Source organism: Pseudonocardia yunnanensis (assembly GCF_039534065.1).
Lineage (GTDB): Bacteria > Actinomycetota > Actinomycetes > Mycobacteriales > Pseudonocardiaceae > Pseudonocardia > Pseudonocardia yunnanensis.
The window spans coordinates 1-18,775 of the sequence record NZ_BAAAUS010000024.1 but is presented as its reverse complement, the minus strand read 5'-3'; the positions used below and the strand labels follow the sequence as shown (position 1 = coordinate 18,775).

Sequence of the window (18,775 nt, the reverse complement as noted above, 5' to 3'; positions counted from 1 at the left end):
GAGTACCCGGGAACGCGCCAGTTCACTATCGGGGGGCCGGGGATCAGCGGAAGGAATGACGCCAGTGACCCTCGGACTCGAAGCGAGGCAACCGGGGCGGCGGCTGCGCCGTTCGGTCCGGCAGCTCATGAGGTCGTTGGGCCCGGCCGTGGGGCTCAGTACGCCTGCGTTACTGCTCCACCCCGTTTGGACCACCCGCGCGATGGAGGGCGGCGGCACCGGGGTGGTGGTCATACCCGGCTTCGGCGGCATGGACGCGAGCATGGCGGTGCTGCGGCACTGGCTCCGGCGACGGGGATACGTGCCTGTCGGAGCGCGCCTCGGGATGAATCTGGGCTGCTCGGACGCCCTGGTCGCCCGGCTCGAGCGACACGTCGAGCACCACGTCCGGCGGACCGGCGGACCGGTCGTCCTGCTCGGGCACAGCCGCGGCGGGATGCTCGGCAGGCTCGTGGCGGTGCGCAGGCCCGAGCTGGTGTGCGGCCTCGCCATGTTCGGCAGCCCGGTGCTCGATCCCCTCGACGCGCGCGGGCTCGCGGCGCGTCTCCTGCGGGTGCTGGTGCGACTGTCCGCGTTCGGCGTCCGTGGCCTGCTCGACCAGGACTGCCTCACCGGCGCGTGCCGCGACGCCACGGCCGGCGGACTCGCCGCACCGCTGCGGGTGCCCGCCGTGTCCATCTACTCACGTGACGACGGCGTGGTCGGCTGGCGGTCGTGCCGCGACCCGGACGCCGAATGGGTGGAGGTGGGCAGCAGCCACACCGGGATGGGCACCGACCCCGTGCTCTACGGCGTGCTGGCCGTCCGGCTCGCCCGCTGGGCGGCGAACAAGGTCCCGATCAGGGGCCGAGCTCGATGACCTTCCCCGAGTCCGTGGCGTCGTAGCCACCCAGCTCCGTGACCATGGTGCGGACGGCCGGATCGTGCAGCGCCACGAGGAGCGGCGCTACGGCGTCGAGCGCGGCCGCACCGAGCACGATGTCGTAGTCCTCGACGACGAGCGGCACGAAGTGCAGGTCGAGGTCGTGTGCGACCGAGCGGACGCAGAGGCCCGCGTCCACCACACCGGACGCGACCGAGAGGCCCGTCTCCAGGTGCGACCCGGTCTCCGGGCCCGCCACGGCGTCGGGGTCCAGCCCGGCGGTCAGCAGCAGCCGGTCGAACAGCACGCGCGTGCCGGTGCCGTATCGGCGCTTGGCCACCCGGACCTTGACGAGGTCGGCGGCGGTCCGCAGGGCGAGCGGGTTGCCCGGTGGCACGATGAGCCCCTGCTCGCGGCGCCACAGGTGGATCAGGTGCGGTCGCCAGCCGCGCAGCAGGTCGCGCGCGAACGGGGCGTTGTAGACGCCGGTGTGGTGCAGCAGGTGCACCGCGGCGCCGTCGGCCAGTCCCTGGCGGACGGCGCGCAGGCCGCCGAAGCTTCCCTGCGAGTCGATGCGCTGGATCGCCCGGCCGACGGTGCGGGTGACGGCGTCCAGAGCCGGGTCGTCGGAGCCGGCGAGCCGGAACACGAGGTCGGCGTGCAGGAACCGGCGCGCGGCCACGGCCCCGGCGGTGGCCACCCGGGAACGGCGCCGGTCGGAGGTGACGATCACACCTGCGTCGGCCAGTGCGCGTTGCGCCCGGCTCACGGTGGACACCGTGGAGCTGTAGCGCGATGCCAGCTCGCGAACGCCGGGCAACTCGGTTCCCTCGGAGAGCTCGCCCGCGCAGATCCGTTCTGCCAGGTCGGCGCAGATCTCCCGGTATCGGGTCACGGCGATTCACCCTATTCTCCCGAGCGGTGCCGGCCCAGACGGCAGTAGCCGGATGAGCCGCCGCAGTCGGCCCGCTGCCGAACGGCCATTGGTTCGTGCAAGCCGACGGACGGACGTCCCGGCGCTCGCGGCCGACGAACCGGCGCGGGGCGTTTGCGGCGATCCGGCCGACGTGGTGTGTTCGAGGTAGGGTTCCCAAGGTCAGGTCCGGCGCGCACCGCCCGTGCGCGCCCATTGCAGATCGCCGCCTGACGCACGGTCGCGCCGGTCCCATCCGCTCCGCACGGGATCGTTCCGCCGCGACGACCGAGGGAGTCACGGACACATGAGTTGGACCGGAAACCCCACCCACGCCGCCGAGAACGGCCGTTTCGCCGCCGCGCAGGCCGAACAGGCCGTGGTGCACGACCTGCAGAACCGCCGAGCCGCCCGGGTGGTCGCCGGCCGGTCCCTCGACGCCGTCGACTGCGCCGAGATGCTCGCCATGCTCGGCCTCGATGCCAACGGGGAGCGCACCGCCGAGCAGTAGTCGGAGCGGCGCCCTGGGCGTCACCCGTCGATGTCGGTGCCGCGACTGACCAGCTCCCACGCCTGGAACTCGGCCCGGCCGTCGTCGAGGTGCTTCGCGATGGCGTCGGCGGCGTCGTTGCCCAGCGGGAGTCGCAGCGGCGGCTCTTCGGCGTCGAGGGCGGCCAGGATGGCGGCAGCCGCCTTCGCAGGGTCGCCGGGCTGCTTGCCGTCGGTTGCAGGGAGCGCGTCGCGGAACGGGCCGACGACGTGGTCGTAGGCCGGGAGGGCGGCGGATCGGAAGAGGGCGTCCCCGCCGGCGAAACCCGTGCGGAACGCACCCGGCTCGACGATCAGCACCCGGATCCCGAACTGCGAAACCTCGGCTGCGAGCGCCTCGGACAGCCCTTCCAACGCGAACTTCCCCGCCGAGTAGGCGGACACGCCGGGGAACGAGAGCCGGCCGCCCATGCTGCTCATCTGCACGACGGCGCCCGAGCCCTGCCGACGCATGTGCGGGAGCACGGCGCGGGTGAGCGCCGCCGGGCCGAACAGGTGCAGCTCCATGACGTCGCGCAGCTCCCGGTCGGTGGTCTCCTCGACGGCGCCGATGATGCCGCGCCCGGCGTTGTTGACCAGTACGTCTATGCGCCCGTACCAGAGCACTACCTCGGCGACCACGTCGGTGATCGCCGCGATGTCGGTGACGTCCAGCCGGACGGCGACCGCGCGGCCGGTGTGAGCGGCCACGAGGTCGTCGAGCGCGGACGGGCGGCGGGCCGCGGCCACAACGGTGTCGCCGGCCGCCAGCGCCGCCTCGGCGATCGCCCGGCCGAATCCGGAGGACGCGCCGGTGATCAGCCACACGCGGCCGCTCGCCTCGCGGACGGGGGCCGGGTCGGCGCTGCTGATGCTCATTCGGGTTTCTCCTCGGTCTGCGTTGCCTGCCCCCTTTGTCGCAGCCGCCGGCACCCGACGTCCAAGACACAACGTCACAGCAGCCATAAAGAGGATTTATGATCGCTGCATGGAGCTGCGCCAGCTGCGGTACCTGGTGGCGATCGCCGACTCCGGCAACGTCGGACGTGCGGCTGAGGCGCTGTACGTCAGCCAGCCCGCGGTGTCGTACGCGCTGAAGGGTCTCGAGACGGAGCTCGGGGTGCGGCTGTTCGACCGGCACCGCGCAGGCGTCACCCTCACCGCGGCCGGAGGCGACGTCCTGGCCGAGGCGCGGCGCGTCCTGCAGCACGCCGATCGCGTGGTGGCAGCCGCCGAGCGGCACCGCCGCGGGGAGACCGGAGTGCTGCGCGTCGGCTTCGAGGCCAGCGGAGCGGGCGAGCTCACCACCAGGGCGCGCGCCGAGTTCGCCCGGCGGAATCCGGGTGTGCGCGTCGAGCCGAAGCGGTTCGACTGGGGGCAGGAGGCGGCCGCGCTGAGGGACGGACGAGTGGACGTGGCCTTCCTCTGGCTGCCGGCCGATGTCACCGGTATGCACGCCGAGGTGGTGCACATCGAGCAGCGGGTCGTCGGCCTGCCCACCGGGCATCGGCTCGCCGGACGCGAGGGTGTCTCGCTGCTCGAGGTCGGGGACGAGCCGCTCCTGTGGACCGAGCGGGCGCCGCGGGAGTGGGTGGACTGGTGGGCGGTCAACCCCCGGCCGGACGGGTCCGCCCCGCGCTGGGGACCGACCAATGACAACGTCGAGGAGATGCTGGAGCAGGTGGCCGAAGGAACGGCAATCTGCTTTGCGCCGGTGAGCATGGCCCGGTACTACGTGCGTCCCGATCTGGTCTGGGTGCCGCTCCTCGACGCCGAGCCGCTGCGGGTGGCGCTTGCCTGGCTGGAGGGCGAGGACAGCTCACTCGTGCGCGGGTTCGCCGGCGTCGTCCGCGAGCTTGCCGGGTGATCGGTCACCGAGTTCGCGCAGGCGGGCGTCCAGGAAGCGGCGTTCGGTCTGGTTGCCTGCCAGCTCCCGGGCCTGCCGATAGGCCACCACGGCCTCGGCCACCCGCTCCTGCCGGCGCAGCAGGTCACCACGTGCGGCGTGGAAGAGGCGGTAGCGCTCCAGGCCCCGGATCCCGTCCAGCAGTTCCAACCCCCGCTGCGGGCCCTCGACCATCGCCACGGCGACCGCCCGGTTGAGCGCCACCACCGGCGACGGGTGGCGCCTCTGCAGCTCGTCGTAGAGCGCGACGATCTGGGGCCACTCGGTCTCGGCCGCCGCTCCCGCCGCCGCGTGCACTGCGGCGATGGCCGCCTGCAGCTGGTAGGGCCCGGGTCGGCCACGTCGCAGCGCGGTCTCGACGAGCGCGAGACCCTCGTCGATCTCGGCGCGGTCCCATCGGCTGCGGTCCTGGTCGTCGAGGAGCACGAGCTCACCGTCCGGGCCGGTGCGTGCGGCCCGTCGTGAGTCCTGCAGCAGCATCAGCGCGACGAGACCGAGCGGCTCGGGTTCGTCGGGCATGAGCGTGGCGAGCATCTTGCCCAGCCGGATCGCCTCGGCGGTGAGATCCGGCCGGAGCAGGTCGGCGCCCGCGGTGGCGAGGTAGCCCTCGGTGAAGACCAGGTAGATGACGGCGAGCGCCGCGGCCAGCCGGTCGGGGAGCGCGGCGTCATCCGGCACGGCGAAGCGGATCCCCGCGTCGCGGATCTTGCGTTTGGCCCGCACCAATCGCTGGGCCATCGTCGCCTCGCCGACGAGGAACGCCCGCGCGATCTGGGCCGCGCTGAGTCCGGCGACGGCTTGCAGAGTCAAGGCGACGCGCACCTCGGGGCCCAGCGCCGGGTGGCAGCAGGTGAACAGCAGGCTGAGCCGGTCGTCGCCCACGCGGGCGAGGCCGTCGGGCAGGCGGTCCGGCAGCTCGTCCACGGCGGTCACCCCGTTCCCGGCCGCCCGCGCGACCTGCTCGTACTTGGCCGCACCGACGCCTGCCCTGCGGATGCGGTCGAGGGCGGTGCGACGGGCCACGGTTACCAGCCACGCCACGGGATCACGCGGCACGCCGTCGACCGGCCACCGGCCGAGCGCGGTGACAGCCGCCTCCGACAGCGCGTCCTCCGCGAGCTCGAAGTCGCCGAGCCCGCGGATCAGCGCTGCGAGCACGCGGGCCCGCTCGGTGCGGAAGACCCGATCGAGTACGTCGCCGGCCTCGGACACCTACCCGGACACCCGCGCGGCCGCGGGCTCCAGCTCCAGGATCGGCCGCACCTCCACCGACCCCTCCGCGGCCATCGGGCAGAGCGCGGCGTAGCGGAGTGCCTCGTCGAGGTCGGCGCAGTCGAGCATGAAGTACCCGCCGAGATGCTCGGCCGTCTCGGCGAAAGGCCCGTCCGTCATCAGCGCCTCCCCGTCGCGCACGCGGACGGTCGTCGCCGTCTCCGTGGTGTGCAGAGGATCCGCCGCCAGCAGCACGCCGTCCTCCGCGCACTTCTGCGTGAAGGCGCGGACGGCCGCGATCTTGTCGGCATGCGCCGGGGTGTTCCACTCCGGTCGTTGGCAGCCGTAGATCAACAGCATGTAGCGCATCGCAACCTCCCGTGAGCGTCGCGGTCCACCGGACGGTAGCCGCATCCCGAGGACGAACAGCGTCCCGGAAAATCGACACCCGGTGCATGTCGATTCCGGTCTCTCCCGTTCGTCCTCGGGGTGTTAGATTCCCCGACCCCGAGGAGTAACGGGTGAACACCACGGACCGCTACGCGCGCGCCCAGGACGGCTTCGACCGGATCGTGGCCGCGATCGCGCCCGAGAGCTGGGACGATCCGTCCGCCTGCACGGAGTGGAGTGCCCGCGACGTGCTCGGTCACGTCGTGTGGGGCCAGGAACTGGTGCTGCATGCCGCCACCGGACGGCCCTTCGCGTCGCAGACCGGAGGGCCAGGAGCACCGAACCCGGGGCAGCTGATCGGTGCGGACCCGCTCGGCGCCTGGCGCGCGGCGCGGGCCGCGGCCGACGCCGTCCTGACGCCGGAGGCGCTCGCCCGCGTCATGTCGACACGTGCGTTCGGCGAGATCCCCCTCGAGGGGTTCCTGACGGTGCTGACCACCGACTTCCTGGCGCACACCTGGGACATCGGCCACCCCGCCGGGCTCGCCGTCCGGCTCGATCCCGATCTCGTCTCCGGCTGCTTCACCTGGTCGCGGCAGTTCGAGTTGCGTGCGCCGGGCGGGATCGGTCCCGAGATCACCCCTGCTCCCGGTGCGGACGAGCAGGCGCGGTTCCTCGCCTACCTCGGCCGGGACGCGTCGGCGCTCGTGACTTGAGAAGGGCTGAGCCGGCGCGCCGGATCATCAGGACTCCGGGCCGGGCGGGTCTCGGCGGACACGGTCCAGCGACCCGGAGCGCTGTGAACGGATCCGCCGAGTCCCGCCGCCCGAGGTCGATTGCGGGATTCAGCACCGGGGAGCCGTCGGGAGCCTCACGACGTCAGCAAGGCTTCACCGAAGAGACCTTGTTGTCGGTGGCCGGGCTGAACTGTTGAATCTGTGTGTTCGGGGGGAACGTGAGGCGCGCACCCTGGAAGTTCGCGTCCGTGAACAAGCACATCTGGGTGCTCGAGTTGTTGGCTGCCGACGAGAACCCGTCGCTGAGGCCGGAGTCGGTGAGGTCGGGAATGCTGACGTTCTTCAGGTCGATGGACCCGTTCTGAAAGTTGGGGTCGTCGAAGACATCGAACTCGTTGGGCTGGCCCGCAGCCCTCGCAGCAGCGGAGGCGGGCTGGACGACCCAGCCGATCGCCGCGGATGTCGTGGTCACGTCGCCGGAGATGGTGGCTGCCGGTGCGGCGATCGCTGTCCCCGCGGTGAGGCCGCCGAGGGCCAGTGTGACCGCGGCGATGGTTCCGAGAGCCGCGGGTCCCAGAGAGCGCCGACTCCAGATGCGAGACATTTCAGTCCTTCCGTGTGACACATCATTTGCTGTACCGGCTGACGTGCCCAGACACGGCAGAGATCATCTGTGCGGTTCACCCGGGGGATGTGACGCACACAACGAACCCGCCGGCGAATCGCGAAATGGGTCAATGGCGGGCAGAAGCCGTTCGCGGGCAGCCCACCTGAGCCCCGGGGCCGAGCCGGATGAGGCTCCGGACACCTCCGCGGTGCCGGTTGGTGCGCGGCGGCTGATAGTTGGCCCATGCCCACCCTCGTCACCGACGCTGTCGTGATCGGCGGCGGTCACCACGGTCTGGTGGCCGCCGCCGTGCTCGCCGACGCGGGCTGGGACGTGTGCGTGCTGGAGTCCGCGGACGTGGTCGGCGGCGCGGTCCGCTCCGCGCGACTGCACCCGGACTTCACCACCGACCTGTTCAGCGCGTTCTACCCGCTCGCGGCCGCGTCTCCCGTGATGCGCGCGCTGGAGCCCGAGCGCCACGGCCTGCGCTGGGCCCACGCGGCGAACGTGCTGGCCCACCCACCGCGCCCGGACGGCGGGCCGGCCGCGGTCCTGCACCGCGACCGCGAGCAGACGGCGGCCGGGCTGGCCGTGCACGACCCGCGTGACGGGGAGGCGTGGCTGCGGCTGTGCCGCCAATGGGACCAGGTCGGCGACGCTTTCCTACGGTCGCTGTTCACGGCGTTCCCGCCGGTGCGCGGGCCGATGCAGCTGCTGCGCCGGATCGGCACCGCGGATGCCCTGCGGCTGGCCCGTTTCCTGGCGTTGCCCGCGGGCAGGATGGGGGAGGAGCTCTTCGCGTCCGAGCAGGCCCGGTTGCTGCTCTCGGGCAACGCCGTGCACGGCGACACGCCCCCGGACGCCACGGTGAGCGGGGTGTACGGCTGGCTGCTCGCCATGCTGGGCCAGCAGTACGGGTTCCCCGCCCCGGTCGGTGGTGCGGGCGAGCTGGCCGCGGCTCTGCATCGCCGCGCCGCAGCCGCGGGAGCCGACGTGCGAACCGGAGAGCACGTCGAGCGGATCGACGTGCGTGCCGGTCGCGCCGTAGCGGTGCACACGGCCGGCGGACTCACCGTGCGGGCCCGCCGCGCGGTCGTCGCCGACGTCGCCGCGCCTGCCCTCTACGGCCACCTGCTGGATCCCGGAGTGCTGCCCTCGCGGTTGCTCGCCGACCTGCAACGCTTCGTGTGGGACACCCCGGTCGTGAAGGTCAACTGGGCGCTTGCCGGCCCGATCCCGTGGCGGTCGGCGGACGTCGCCGGGGCCGGCACCGTGCACCTGGGCGCCGACGGGCGCGGCCTGCTGCGATGGTCGGCCGACATCGAGTCGGGAACGGTCCCGGCGGCACCGTTCGTGCTGCTGGGACAGATGACCACCACCGACCCGTCCCGCTCACCCGCCGGCACGGAGAGCGCGTGGGCCTACACGCACCTCCCTCGAGGGGTGGCCCACGATGCGGCGGCCGACGAGCTCGCCGGCCGGGTGGACGCGGTGCTGGAGAAGTTCGCGCCGGGGTTCGGCGACCGCGTGCTCCATCGCGTGGTGCAGCGACCGCGCCACCTGCAGGACGCCGACCCGAACCTCGTCGGTGGCGCGGTGGGCGGTGGCACCGCGCAGCTGTTCCAGCAGCTGGTGTTCCGCCCGGTGCCCGGGCTGGGGCGGGCCGAGACGGTGATCGACGGGCTCTACCTGGGCAGCGCCTCCGCGCATCCGGGTGGCGGCGTGCACGGAGTCTGCGGCTGGCTGGCGGCGAGGGCGGCCCTCGGTGAGCACGGGGCGTTCGGCGCGCTGCGCCGGCGCGTCACCTCCGCGGCGCTGGAGCTGCTCTACCGCGATCCTCCGCCGCGCTCGTAGGCGCGGGTGTCTCTCATCCGCGGCCCAGCACCTTGCTCAGGGCCGAGCCGACGGCGCTGCGCTTCCCGCCCCCGGATGAGCTCTTCTTCGAGCTGCTCTCGGAACGGGCCGAGCCCTTGTCCGAACGGGTCGTGGCCTTCTCGGAGCGGGCGGAGCCGTTGCCCGAGTCGCCGGTCCGCTTGTCGGCACGCAAGCTGCGTTTGCCCGATCCCTCCTGCGAACGCCCGGAGCCGGTGAGGGCGCCGAGGGTGTCACCGACGGCGCCGAGGACGGGCTTGTCGGCGCGTTTGCCGGTGGTGCGGGGCTTGGATGCGTCTTGTTTCTGTGTGCGCTTGCTTCCGGTGAGGCTGCCGAGGGTGTCGCCGAGTGTGGGTTTGTCGGCGCGTTTGCCGGTCGCGCGGGGTTCGGGTGTCTCCTTCGCCGAACGGTTGCTCCCGGTGAGGGAGCCGAGGGTGTCGCCGACGGCCCCGAGGGTTCGCTTCTCGGCGCGCGGTGCCGTCGTGCGGGATGCGGGCGTGTCCTGTGAGCGGCCGGCCCCGGTCAACGAGCCGAGGGTCTCGCCCACCCCGCCGACGGTCTGGCCGACCACGTCGGTGGCGGTTCCCACCACGCCTGTGCCGACCTGCTCGACGGTGCCCACCACCGCGGTGGCGGCATCGCTGACCGCCGCTCCGGGTTTGCTCACGTCGACCTTCAGCTGCGGCACCGTCACCTCGGACAGCTTCACGTCGGGCAAGGGCACCCGTACCGGGCCGAGCTTGACGTCGGGAGTGACCAGCTTCGTCTCCGACAGCGCGACCCCCGGCACGGCGACCTGCGGCGCGGCGTCGCGGGACAGGGTGGCGCCCCCGCCCGTGAGCCGCAGGTCGGGCAGCCCGACCTCGGTCGCGGACAGCCGTGCGGGGCCCGCCTCCACCTCCGACACCCCGACGTTCGGGGTGATCAGAGCGGTGTCGGAGACCGTGGCCCGGATGCTCCCGCCCCCGCCCGACAGCCCCAGGCCCGGAGTTCGGACCTCCCCGGGAGACACCGTGATCTGTGGTGTGCGAATCCCGCCGCCCCCACCGACAGCTACGCCCCCGCCACCGCCCGGGAGGCCCGGTATGACACCGCCCGGTATCCGGATCCCTGGTGTGCCGAGGTCCGGGAGCGGAATGCTGACACCCGGCCCGCCCTCCGCGCCCCCGCCTCCGGGCGCGGTGATGACGGGACCGCTGTTCCCCGATCCGGTGCCCGGGCGGAAGCCGGCGGGAGCCGAGTCCCCGCCGACGCCACCTGCCGCGGCGCCGGCCCCCTCCGCGAGCTGACCGCTGCGGCCGTCGAACAGGTCGAACGGGTCGGGCGCTGCGCCGAGGCCATCGAATACGCCGGTGGCGGATTCTGCGTCCGGCTGCGGCAGGACGAACGGGCTGGGCTGCACCAGCGCGGCCGGAGCGAACACCCGCTCGACGGAGAACGTGAAGTTCCTCGACGCGTCGGACTGCCTGCCCGCCGCCGGACCGTCCCCCCGGACGTCATGGCCCAGGTCGCCGTCCGCGAACTCGATGCCACCACCCGGAGCCCGCACGACAGTCTCGACCACTGCGGTCGCGAACATCGCACCGGCCGCGAAGAGCGCACCGGCGGCCGCGGTCGCCTTGCGCAGGCTGTGCCGCGGCGGCGGGGGCGGCTCGACGGGAGGCCGGGAGTGCCCGCGCGGCTGGAGCCGCGGCTCCGCCGCGTGCGGACCGCGCAGCCCTTCTCGCCGCAGCAGGCTCGCCACCGAGATCGTCGCCGGCGCCCCGTAGTCCACCCCCGGGGGAGGTCCGGCCTGCCACTCGCCGCACCGGATGATCAATTCGTCGACGGAAACCGTTGTCGGGGATCCCTGATGGTGTCTTGTGGGACGGCGGCGCGGTTCCACTCGAGGCCTCTCCGGTCGGTCGAGCTCGATCTAGCTGAATTCCTGGGGGTGGGTTCGCTTTCCTACCCGCGTTCGTCACCTCCCTGCTAGGTGCCGTTCGTCCGTTCGTCGCGTCTCACCTGAACAGCGGAAATAACCGTTTGTCGCTGGACGGCTACCGTTCGGCGTGGAGGTCTGACCGCTGCTCGTGCGGGTGTCCGCCCTGAACAGGCCGGACGTCGTGCGGGGTGTCGGCCGGCCGCTCGCGACACGCCGACCGCTCGGTTGCACGAGATGGCCCTGTGTGACGGCCGGTGAGGGCCATTAGTGCGACATACAGCAAGCACCCCGACCGACGCCCGACCGCCGCCGGTCCGCCGGGGCCACGGTGTTCCAGAGGCCCCTGTGGGTGATCGACTCGGATCCGGCCGTAGAGTGCCGCCATGCCAACAGCGCTCGTCACTGGCGCGAGTCGTGGACTTGGCGCTGCCTTCGCCCATCGCCTCGCCCGCGACGGATTCGATCTCGTCCTCGTCGCGCGCGATTCCGTCGGTCTGCAGCGGGTGGCCGGCGACGCGGCTCGCCTCGGAGTGGAGATCGAGGTCCTCACCGCCGACCTCGCCGACCCCTCGGATCGAGCCGCGGTGGAGCGCCGGCTCTCCGACTCGCGGAGGCCCGTCGATCTCCTGGTGAACAACGCGAGCTTCGAGACCGGCGTCGACTTCCGGATCGCCGATCGCGGTTCGTTGCAGACCGAGATCGATGTCAACGTCTCCGCCGTGATGCTCCTGACCCACGCCGTGCTGCCGGGCATGGTCGAACGCGGCCGGGGCTCGGTGGTGAACGTCGCGAGCTTCGCCGGATACCTCTCGGCGTCAGGGTCGGCGCACTCGGCCACCAAGGCGTGGATGCTCGCCTTCACCGACACCGTCGAGGCATCGCTCGCCGGCACGGGAGTGCGCATGATCGCGCTCGTCCCCGGCCGGTTGCGCACCGGCAAGCACCGGGACCTGGAGCCTGCCGGCACGTCGATCATGTGGTTGGAGCCCGACGCGGTGGTGGACGTGTGCCTCGCCGATCTGGCGCGCGGACGCACGGTGTCCACGCCCGGGTTGCTCTACAGCGCGGTGGTCCACACCCTTGAGACGCCGCGTCGCACACTGCGAGGGCTGGCTCGGATCGCGGGGCACCGCCGGGGGCAGATGCGCACCGTCCCCGACCGGCAGCCGGAGGCCTCGAAGAGCTGAGCCCGCCTGCGACGGCGGCGTGAGCGGAGCTGGTCACTTCCGGCCCAGCAGGCGCCCCACTGCCGCCCCCGCCGACTCGGCGGCGTTGCGCACGCGGTCGCGGCTGGTGCGCTCGTCGTCGACCCGCTCCGAACGCTCGGCCGGGACGGCGCGCTCCCGTCGATCGGGCTCGCGAGGTGCGGGCACGCGGAGGGTGGAGGCGTCGCGCTCTCCGACGATGACGTCCCGTAAGGCGGCCCGGGTGCCGCTCAGCGGTCCATCGGGGGCGGCGGCCCTCGTCGTGTCCGCGCCTGACCTCGTGTCCAGCTGCGTGCTGTCGCGGTTGGTGTCGCGCCCCGTGATCCGGGAGGTGCCCGAGACAACCCGGGAGAGCCCTGCCGTCACCTCGGTGACGGCGACGTCGGGTGCGACCACGGCGACGTCGGCGATCTCGACATCGACGCCGCCGTCCCGGGGCCGGGAGATCGTGACTGCCGGGGCGCTGATCCGTCCCTCCGTGAGGTCGACCTGTGGCATTGCGACCGGACCGATGATCGGCAGGTCCACCACGACAGGTGCCACCACCTCGACGGCGGGCGTGCGGACCTCGGGTAGCAGGAGGGTGAGAACGCTCGGCGCGCCAGCGCGGGAAGCGCTCTGGAAGATGGCGGGCGCCGAGCGGGTGCCTGCGCTCGTCTGTCCAGCCCGCTTGCCGAGAAAGTCCACGGCGAGGCCGGGCCCGGCACCGGAGATCGACCCGTCGCCGGACGCGCCCGGAGGGACCGGCCCGACGTTCTGCACCGCCGCGGTGAGCGCGACCGTCCGGTTCGGGCGTGCCGGTGCGGCGGCCTCCGCCGGCGCGACGGTGCTGTCGCTTGCCGTCAGGCCGCCTGGACCCGTGGCGAAGTCGAAATCTCCACGCGGGCTCGCCACCGTGTCCACCGCGGCGCTGCTGAAGACCGCACCGGCGGCGAACAAGGCGCCGGCGGCGGCTGCGGCTTTACGGGCGTTGCGCCGAGACTGGTTGTGATGCTCGGGGGCGGGCCGGGAGTGTCCGCGCGGCTTGAGCGGTCGGTCGGCGGCATGGGGACCACGGCCCTCCCGGCGCAGCAGGGCGGCCACCGAGATGGTCGTCTCCAGCCCGTACTTCACTTGCGGGTGCGCTGGGTGCTCCCGCCCGGAGCAGCGGACGACGAGCTCGGCCACCGAGACCGTGTTCGAGGATGCATGACGATGTCCGGGCGGCCGGGCACGCAGTTCCACGCTCAGGGCCTTTCGCGGGGGTGGACGATCGAAGGTCGAGATCGCCTTCCTACCCGCGTTTGTCGTGCCCCGGCTAGTGGATCCCCGCTCGTCGGCCGCCTCTCACCTGAATAGCTGAGGTGACCCCTCAACCCCTATTAGCCACCGCTCACCGACGAATTTCCCCGCGGAGTACGCCGTTCGGTATGTATCGGGAGTCGAACGGCCTATCCGCCTCTCCGCTCATGATGACTATGCGTGGTTATCGCGCTTCCGCACCTCGAATGGGGGATGACGCAAAGTCACCCCCCGATAGGGCCATCCGAGGATCGCCGCGGCTGACCTGAAACGGGGAGCTGTATCTGTCTCGATCGCTGTTTATGGCGTTGGCGCACCTCTTCAGAGAGGTACGATACGAATCGTATCGGCAAGTCTCCTGATGCGGTAGTGCTCGAACCGGTCATGAACGGGAGTGCTTGTATGGCGAAATCCACGAACTCTCGTCGGCGCGGCGGCCGGATCCTGCAGTTCGCCGTACTGGGGGTTGCGTTGTTGTCAGGCCTCGTCATCGCGTCGGTGTTCCTGCTGACCGAGCGGATCGCCGACAACATCGTCCGCATCCCGGCCTTCGACTCGCCCGCCGCGGGCGTCCGGCCGCCCGACACTGCCGCACTGACCGTCCTGCTGATCGGCGACGACACGCGGGTGGAGCCCTCGGCGCAGGGCGACGCCGTCCTGCTGGTGCACCTCAGCCCCGACCGCGGCCGCGCCACGATCGTTGCGCTGCCCGACGACAGCTGGGTCGAGATTCCCGGCAGGGGGGCCGGCACGATCGCCTCCGCCTATTCCGAGGACGACCCGAGCCCCCTCATCGGTGCCGTCGAGCAGCTCACGGCCGTGCACATCGACCACGTCGTCACCGTCGACTTCGCCCGGTTCGGTCCCGTCGTCGACGCGACCCACGGCATCGACGTTCCGCGGGGCGGTGGCCACCTCGACGGGGCGGCGGCGCTGGTCTACGTGCGGCCACAGTCCGACGCCGACCTCGGACGTGCCGAGCGTCAGCAGGATGTCCTGCGCGCGGTGTTCGGAGAGCTGGCCTCTCCCGCCACCCTCACCGACCTCCCGGCGTACTACGAACTGTTGGAGCAGCTCAGCCGGTCGCTCCGCATGGACACCACCCTCAGCGATGGCAACCTGCGCTCCGTGGCGCTGATGGCCGCGTTCCGCCGTCCCGGTGTGATGTCGCTGGTGGCGCCGGTCGCCAACCGGGAGCGGTACGGCACGCAGTCGGTGGCCCATCTCGACCCCGTCCGGTCGGCGGAGCTGTGGACCGCTCTGCGCAGCGACGCGACGGCTGACTATGCGGCACTGCATCCTCAGGACCTGCTCGATGCGGCGAGCGGGTGAGCCTGGGCACCGCCGTACGGCGGAAGCCGCAGCCGGGCTGCCCTCGGGAGAACGGGCGGGTTGTGCGGACATCAGGCCCTCGATCGGGGCGCCTGGTGCCGTTATAGTCCCGCGAAGCAGAACGGGTGCACCACCGAGGAGGACGCGATCACGACCAGCAGCGAGCGAGAGGGACGCGCTGGTCGTCGACGGAGCCAGGAGTCGCACCAGGCGATCCTGGCCGCCACGCGTGAACTCCTCGAAGAAGTGGGTTACTACCGGCTGACCGTGGAGGGCGTGGCGGCCAGGGCCGGCGTCGGCAAGACCACGGTGTATCGATGGTGGCCGTCGAAGAGTGCACTCGTGCTCGAGGCGGTGGACGCCGAGCGGGCAGACCCCCCGGAGCCCACGGGTGACGTCCGGGCCGACATCCGAGCGGCGATGGAAGCCACCCGCGAGCACCTGCGGGCCCCGCTCGTCACGACCCTCCTCGCGCTCGCGGGCGATCTCCTGCAGGACGCCTCGGGAGAGGCCGGGCATGCGGATCCGTTCGCGGCCGGGCGCACCACGTTCGAGAAGATGATCGAGGACGCCGCCGCCCGGGGTGATCTCCCGCCCGATGTGGACGCCGGACTCCTGCAGGACGTCTACGCCGGCACTCTTCTCTACCGCGTGCTGTGCCGTCGCCCCACGGACGATGTCGTCGACAAGTTGCTCACGCTTCTCCTCGACGGCAGCACCCCCCGCCGCTCCGTGGAGTCCGGTTCCATCTGAAGCGCGGCGCACCGTGCCCGGCAAGTGTGAGTGTGATTGCGCGGGCCTGTTATATGTGCTTATCGTTGCATTCTGGGTCGAATGGAACCCGGCACCTCGGACCCCGGTGAGTCGAACGATGGATGGAAGCGGGGTCGAGCTCTGTGTCGACACACGTCGTGCATTCCGGCTTCAGCACGACCTCCGGCCTGGTCGGGCTCGTTCTCCGAGCCGGCGGTGGCCGCGTCGATCACGTCATATCCGCGTTCCGGGACGACAACTCGGATGCCGACTTGCGTGTTGTCGACCACGGCGATCTCGTGGAGATATGGGCGACCGGCTCCCTGCTGGTGACGGTGGACACGCTCCGCTGGCACCTCGGTCGCCGCTTCGGGATCGCGCAGCTGAAATCGATGCTCGTCGCGTCGACGGGAACGGTGAAACTCGACGGCGACCACCTCAAGGTGGTTTCGCAGGGTGGCCGCACCGCCGCATTGGAATGGAGCGAAACCCGTCGCTAGGGCGAAAGCGGCCCGCCCGCCGCGGTTTCGTCGCGGTGGGTGGTGGAGGCCCCTCCCGTACGGGTTGCCCGGGTGATCGTGGCGACCGCAGACTCGCCGACGCCTTGGACGTCCTCGAGCTTCTGCCACTCACGTCCGGCGGCGAGGACCTCGGCCCCGCGATTGCGGGGCGCGACCAGGTCGACACCTGCTTCTTCCGCAAGTCCGGTGTCCCCGGCCGCCATGGTCGTGTCGTTCACTGGGACCGTGATGCTGCATGCGACGGCGCCGGACGGCGCCCGGATCGGGTTCGACACCGCGGGGGCGGGGGAGCCGCTGGTCCTGCTCGCCGGACAAGCCAACTCCCGGCACTGGTGGGACTGGATACGGGCGGACTTCTCCGCGTCGTACACGACGATCGCGATCGACTGTCTGGGCACAGGCACCAGCGACAGCCCATCGCACGCGGAGTGGGGCACCCGCCGGTTCGCCCGCGACGTGATGGCCGTCCTCGACGAGCTGGGCGTCGGACGCGCGCACGTGTACGGGACGTCGATGGGCGGGCGGGTCGCGCAGTGGGTCGCGGCGGACCACCCGGACCGGGTCGGTGCGCTCGTGCTCGGCTGCACCACCGGCGGCGGCGCCGGAGCCGTCCCGGCCGACCCGGACGCCCTACGGCCGCTGAGCGTGGCGGGCACCGCAGGCGAGGCACTGATCGCGCTCATGGTGGGGCCGCAGTGGCGGTGGGGACATCCCGGTCCGCTCCCGGTGCTCGGTGACGACGGTATGACCGAGCGCGCTCGTCGCGAACATCGGCGGGCCAGCGCCCGGCACGACGCCTGGGATGCGCTTCCGGGGATCGTTGCCCCGACACTCGTGCTACACGGCACCGACGACGAACTGAGCCCGGCGGAGAACGGGTCGCGGCTGGCCGCACGGATTCCGGGCGCGCAGTTGTACCTGATCGAGGGAGCCCGGCATGCCTACTTCCTGGAACGCCGGGAGCAGGCGAGCGCCGCTGTTCTGCGGTTTCTCGCCGCGCACCCGCTCACGCGGTTCTGATCACCGGACCTTCACGCCGATCCGAGCGGCGCGCTGGAGGCCGTGCGCGTGGGCGCGAACTCGACATCATCTCGTGCGGAAGCCCCTCCTCGCCCCTGCCGAACACGCCGGCTCCGGTCGCCCTGCCCGTGACCTTTACCGGTGCGATCGCCTCCGTGCGGCGCGACGGTCTCCGGGGCAGGGACCTGGCCGGCATTCGACAAACGGATGGCTCTGATCGACTCACCCTCGACCAGCCCGGTCCACCAAGATCACCGGTTCTTGAGCAATGCAATCAGAATCACGAGACATGAGATGGGCACTCGCTGGTATGGGGGGTACAGCTTGCTCATACCATGGTCTGGCTGGCGGGCAGTGTGAAGCTGACGCCGACTGACTGAACGCTACGGGTGATAACCGCCGAGGAGATATGGCACAGACGAATGTGAGCAAGCTGCCCCTGTCGATTCAGGGTGAGCAGGGGGACGCAGCGGGCGGCTGGTTCCAGATGGACCAGGACGACGTTGACGCCTACGTCGACCGGTCGTCGGATGGTGTCCTGATCTGTCGCGAGCGTGGCCGTCACTGGTGGCCCACGATCCGCGAGGCCGGCATCGTGTTCTCCGATGTGGACGAGTCGAGCGGCCTCTTCATCCGCAGGCTGGAGTGCAAGTCGTGCAATCTGGCCGTGCGGAAGGAGTGGTGGGAGGCGGTCCGGCGGGGCAAGGCCACGCGGTACTACCCCGTGACCTCCAGCCTCGAGTACCGGGAGGGCCCGGAGGGCGAGCGCTACCTCGGCCCGCAGGGTCGGGGCCACATGACCGCGCGCCAGGTGCGCGAGTCCTTGGCCTCCACCGTGCTGGCGGGGCAGAGCCCGGCGGCCATGCGGAAGGCGATCAAGCGGGATAGGAACGCCGCAACGTAACGCCATCGACATCCGCCGGCTCTCTGCGAAGCCGCCGAGCGGACAGGAAGCCTGCCGCCGACCGCGCACCCGTTACGCCCGGTCGGCGGCGCGCGTGTGGGCGACCCTCACGCGTCACGCCACGGTGTTCAGGTCACGGCCGCGGGTCTCCGGTGAAAGCACGATCGTCACCAGGGAAACGGCGGTCAGTGCGATCACCCACCAGTAGAAGGCTGCTGTCTCGTGACGCTGGTCGAAGTAGGCCTGGAGGTAGGGCGCGGTGCCGCCGAACAGTGCGATGGCCACCGAGTAGGGCACGCCGAAGCCCACTGTGCGGATGCCGGTGGGGAACATCTCGGCGAACAACGCCGGACCGATGGCGGACGTGCCCGCCCCCAGCAGTAGTGCCACGCCCATTGCCACCAGCAACTGCCAGGCCTGGCCCTGGATCAGGCCTTCCAGCGGGAAGAGCAGCGCCCCGAGCAGCACCGCGCTGATCACGAAGATCGGGCGGCGACCGATGCGGTCCGAGAGCGCTCCCCACAATGGCAGCACCAGGATGTACAGCACGGTGGCGGCGGTGGCGGCCCAGAGTGCGCCGGATGGGTCGGTGCCGCGTTGCTGGATGGCGAACGGGGCAGCGGCGACCGCCCAGAGGTAGAACATGATCGTGCCGCCCGCGGTGAGTCCGATGACGCGGAGCAGGAGCGTGGGGTGGGCGAAGAATTGTTGGCGGATCGGAGTGCGCGGTCCGGCGGTGGTGGTGTGGGTGAAGACGGGGGTTTCGGTCATGCGTTTGCGCATGACGACGGCGAAGAGTCCGATGAGG

At 71.7% G+C, this 18,775-nt stretch carries 20 protein-coding genes; 11 read left to right on the top strand and 9 right to left on the bottom strand.

Features of this window, described 5'->3' with window-relative positions; all coding sequences use genetic code 11:
- Window positions 1–64 precede the first annotated feature (64 nt).
- Window positions 65–859, top strand: a complete 795-nt coding sequence (locus ABD743_RS21675) for an alpha/beta hydrolase (protein ID WP_344723976.1) — start codon at window positions 65–67, stop codon at window positions 857–859.
- Here the strand turns inward: ABD743_RS21675 and ABD743_RS21670 are convergent.
- Entirely contained in the window at window positions 840–1,757 is a 918-nt protein-coding gene (locus ABD743_RS21670) for a substrate-binding domain-containing protein (RefSeq protein WP_344723975.1), read from the bottom strand. The two genes, ABD743_RS21675 and ABD743_RS21670, sit on opposite strands and share 20 nt — an antisense overlap.
- Before the next feature lie 325 nt (window positions 1,758–2,082).
- On the opposite strand from ABD743_RS21670, the gene ABD743_RS21665 reads away from it, so the two are divergent.
- Window positions 2,083–2,286, top strand: a complete 204-nt coding sequence (locus ABD743_RS21665) for a hypothetical protein (RefSeq protein WP_344723974.1) — start codon at window positions 2,083–2,085, stop codon at window positions 2,284–2,286.
- 20 nt (window positions 2,287–2,306) lie between these two features.
- Here the strand turns inward: ABD743_RS21665 and ABD743_RS21660 are convergent, their stop codons facing one another.
- Complete coding sequence (locus ABD743_RS21660; protein ID WP_344723973.1) at window positions 2,307–3,182, bottom strand: oxidoreductase; 876 nt, start codon at window positions 3,180–3,182, stop codon at window positions 2,307–2,309.
- A 109-nt stretch (window positions 3,183–3,291) separates the two neighbouring features.
- Between ABD743_RS21660 and ABD743_RS21655 the strand changes: the two genes are divergently transcribed.
- Window positions 3,292–4,170 carry a LysR family transcriptional regulator gene (locus ABD743_RS21655; RefSeq protein ID WP_344723972.1) on the top strand — a complete coding sequence of 293 codons (879 nt, stop codon included), beginning with the start codon at window positions 3,292–3,294 and terminating at the stop codon, window positions 4,168–4,170.
- On the opposite strand, the gene ABD743_RS21650 is transcribed toward ABD743_RS21655, so the two are convergent.
- Window positions 4,123–5,421 (bottom strand): RNA polymerase sigma factor, encoded by a 1,299-nt coding sequence (locus tag ABD743_RS21650; RefSeq protein WP_344723971.1) that lies wholly within the window; start codon window positions 5,419–5,421, stop codon window positions 4,123–4,125. The genes ABD743_RS21655 and ABD743_RS21650 overlap by 48 nt on opposite strands.
- Window positions 5,422–5,790, bottom strand: a complete 369-nt coding sequence (locus ABD743_RS21645; protein ID WP_344723970.1) for a YciI family protein — start codon at window positions 5,788–5,790, stop codon at window positions 5,422–5,424.
- Between the two features lie 152 nt (window positions 5,791–5,942).
- Between ABD743_RS21645 and ABD743_RS21640 the strand changes: the two genes are divergently transcribed.
- Entirely contained in the window at window positions 5,943–6,527 is a 585-nt protein-coding gene (locus tag ABD743_RS21640; RefSeq protein WP_344723969.1) for a TIGR03086 family metal-binding protein, read from the top strand.
- A 163-nt stretch (window positions 6,528–6,690) separates the two neighbouring features.
- On the opposite strand, the gene ABD743_RS21635 is transcribed toward ABD743_RS21640, so the two are convergent.
- Window positions 6,691–7,152, bottom strand: a complete 462-nt coding sequence (locus tag ABD743_RS21635; protein ID WP_344723968.1) for a peptidase inhibitor family I36 protein — start codon at window positions 7,150–7,152, stop codon at window positions 6,691–6,693.
- A 246-nt stretch (window positions 7,153–7,398) separates the two neighbouring features.
- Between ABD743_RS21635 and ABD743_RS21630 the strand changes: the two genes are divergently transcribed.
- Window positions 7,399–9,009 (top strand): phytoene desaturase family protein, encoded by a 1,611-nt coding sequence (locus tag ABD743_RS21630; protein ID WP_344723967.1) that lies wholly within the window; start codon window positions 7,399–7,401, stop codon window positions 9,007–9,009.
- Between the two features lie 13 nt (window positions 9,010–9,022).
- Here ABD743_RS21630 and ABD743_RS21625 read toward each other — a convergent pair whose 3' ends face one another.
- Complete coding sequence (locus ABD743_RS21625; protein ID WP_344723966.1) at window positions 9,023–10,846, bottom strand: hypothetical protein; 1,824 nt, start codon at window positions 10,844–10,846, stop codon at window positions 9,023–9,025.
- Window positions 10,847–11,334: 488 nt separating this feature from the next.
- Here ABD743_RS21625 and ABD743_RS21620 point away from each other — a divergent pair, with 488 nt between their 5' ends.
- Window positions 11,335–12,138: an SDR family NAD(P)-dependent oxidoreductase gene (locus tag ABD743_RS21620; protein ID WP_344723965.1), complete on the top strand. Its 804-nt coding sequence runs from the start codon at window positions 11,335–11,337 to the stop codon at window positions 12,136–12,138.
- A gap of 33 nt (window positions 12,139–12,171) precedes the next feature.
- Here ABD743_RS21620 and ABD743_RS21615 read toward each other — a convergent pair whose 3' ends face one another.
- Window positions 12,172–13,323, bottom strand: a complete 1,152-nt coding sequence (locus ABD743_RS21615; protein ID WP_344723963.1) for a hypothetical protein — start codon at window positions 13,321–13,323, stop codon at window positions 12,172–12,174.
- 516 nt (window positions 13,324–13,839) lie between these two features.
- Here ABD743_RS21615 and ABD743_RS21610 point away from each other — a divergent pair.
- The 3 genes from ABD743_RS21610 (at window position 13,840) to ABD743_RS21600 (ending at window position 16,022) form a co-directional block, all read left to right on the top strand.
- Complete coding sequence (locus tag ABD743_RS21610) at window positions 13,840–14,769, top strand: LCP family protein (protein ID WP_344723962.1); 930 nt, start codon at window positions 13,840–13,842, stop codon at window positions 14,767–14,769.
- A 60-nt stretch (window positions 14,770–14,829) separates the two neighbouring features.
- Entirely contained in the window at window positions 14,830–15,522 is a 693-nt protein-coding gene (locus ABD743_RS21605; RefSeq protein WP_344723961.1) for a TetR/AcrR family transcriptional regulator, read from the top strand.
- A gap of 143 nt (window positions 15,523–15,665) precedes the next feature.
- Window positions 15,666–16,022 (top strand): MmoB/DmpM family protein, encoded by a 357-nt coding sequence (locus ABD743_RS21600; protein WP_344723960.1) that lies wholly within the window; start codon window positions 15,666–15,668, stop codon window positions 16,020–16,022.
- On the opposite strand, the gene ABD743_RS21595 is transcribed toward ABD743_RS21600, so the two are convergent.
- Entirely contained in the window at window positions 16,019–16,261 is a 243-nt protein-coding gene (locus ABD743_RS21595; RefSeq protein ID WP_344723959.1) for a hypothetical protein, read from the bottom strand. The two genes, ABD743_RS21600 and ABD743_RS21595, sit on opposite strands and share 4 nt — an antisense overlap.
- A gap of 10 nt (window positions 16,262–16,271) precedes the next feature.
- Here ABD743_RS21595 and ABD743_RS21590 point away from each other — a divergent pair, with 10 nt between their 5' ends.
- Together ABD743_RS21590 and ABD743_RS21585 are read left to right on the top strand one after the other, a co-directional pair.
- The gene (locus tag ABD743_RS21590) at window positions 16,272–17,063 is read left to right on the top strand and encodes an alpha/beta fold hydrolase (RefSeq protein WP_344724445.1); all 792 of its coding nucleotides are present in this window, start codon (window positions 16,272–16,274) and stop codon (window positions 17,061–17,063) included.
- Between the two features lie 409 nt (window positions 17,064–17,472).
- Complete coding sequence (locus ABD743_RS21585) at window positions 17,473–17,967, top strand: hypothetical protein (protein ID WP_344723958.1); 495 nt, start codon at window positions 17,473–17,475, stop codon at window positions 17,965–17,967.
- Window positions 17,968–18,081: 114 nt separating this feature from the next.
- On the opposite strand, the gene ABD743_RS21580 is transcribed toward ABD743_RS21585, so the two are convergent.
- Window positions 18,082–18,775, bottom strand: a 694-nt coding sequence (locus ABD743_RS21580) for an MFS transporter (protein ID WP_344723957.1), incomplete at its 5' end; no start/stop codon positions are given.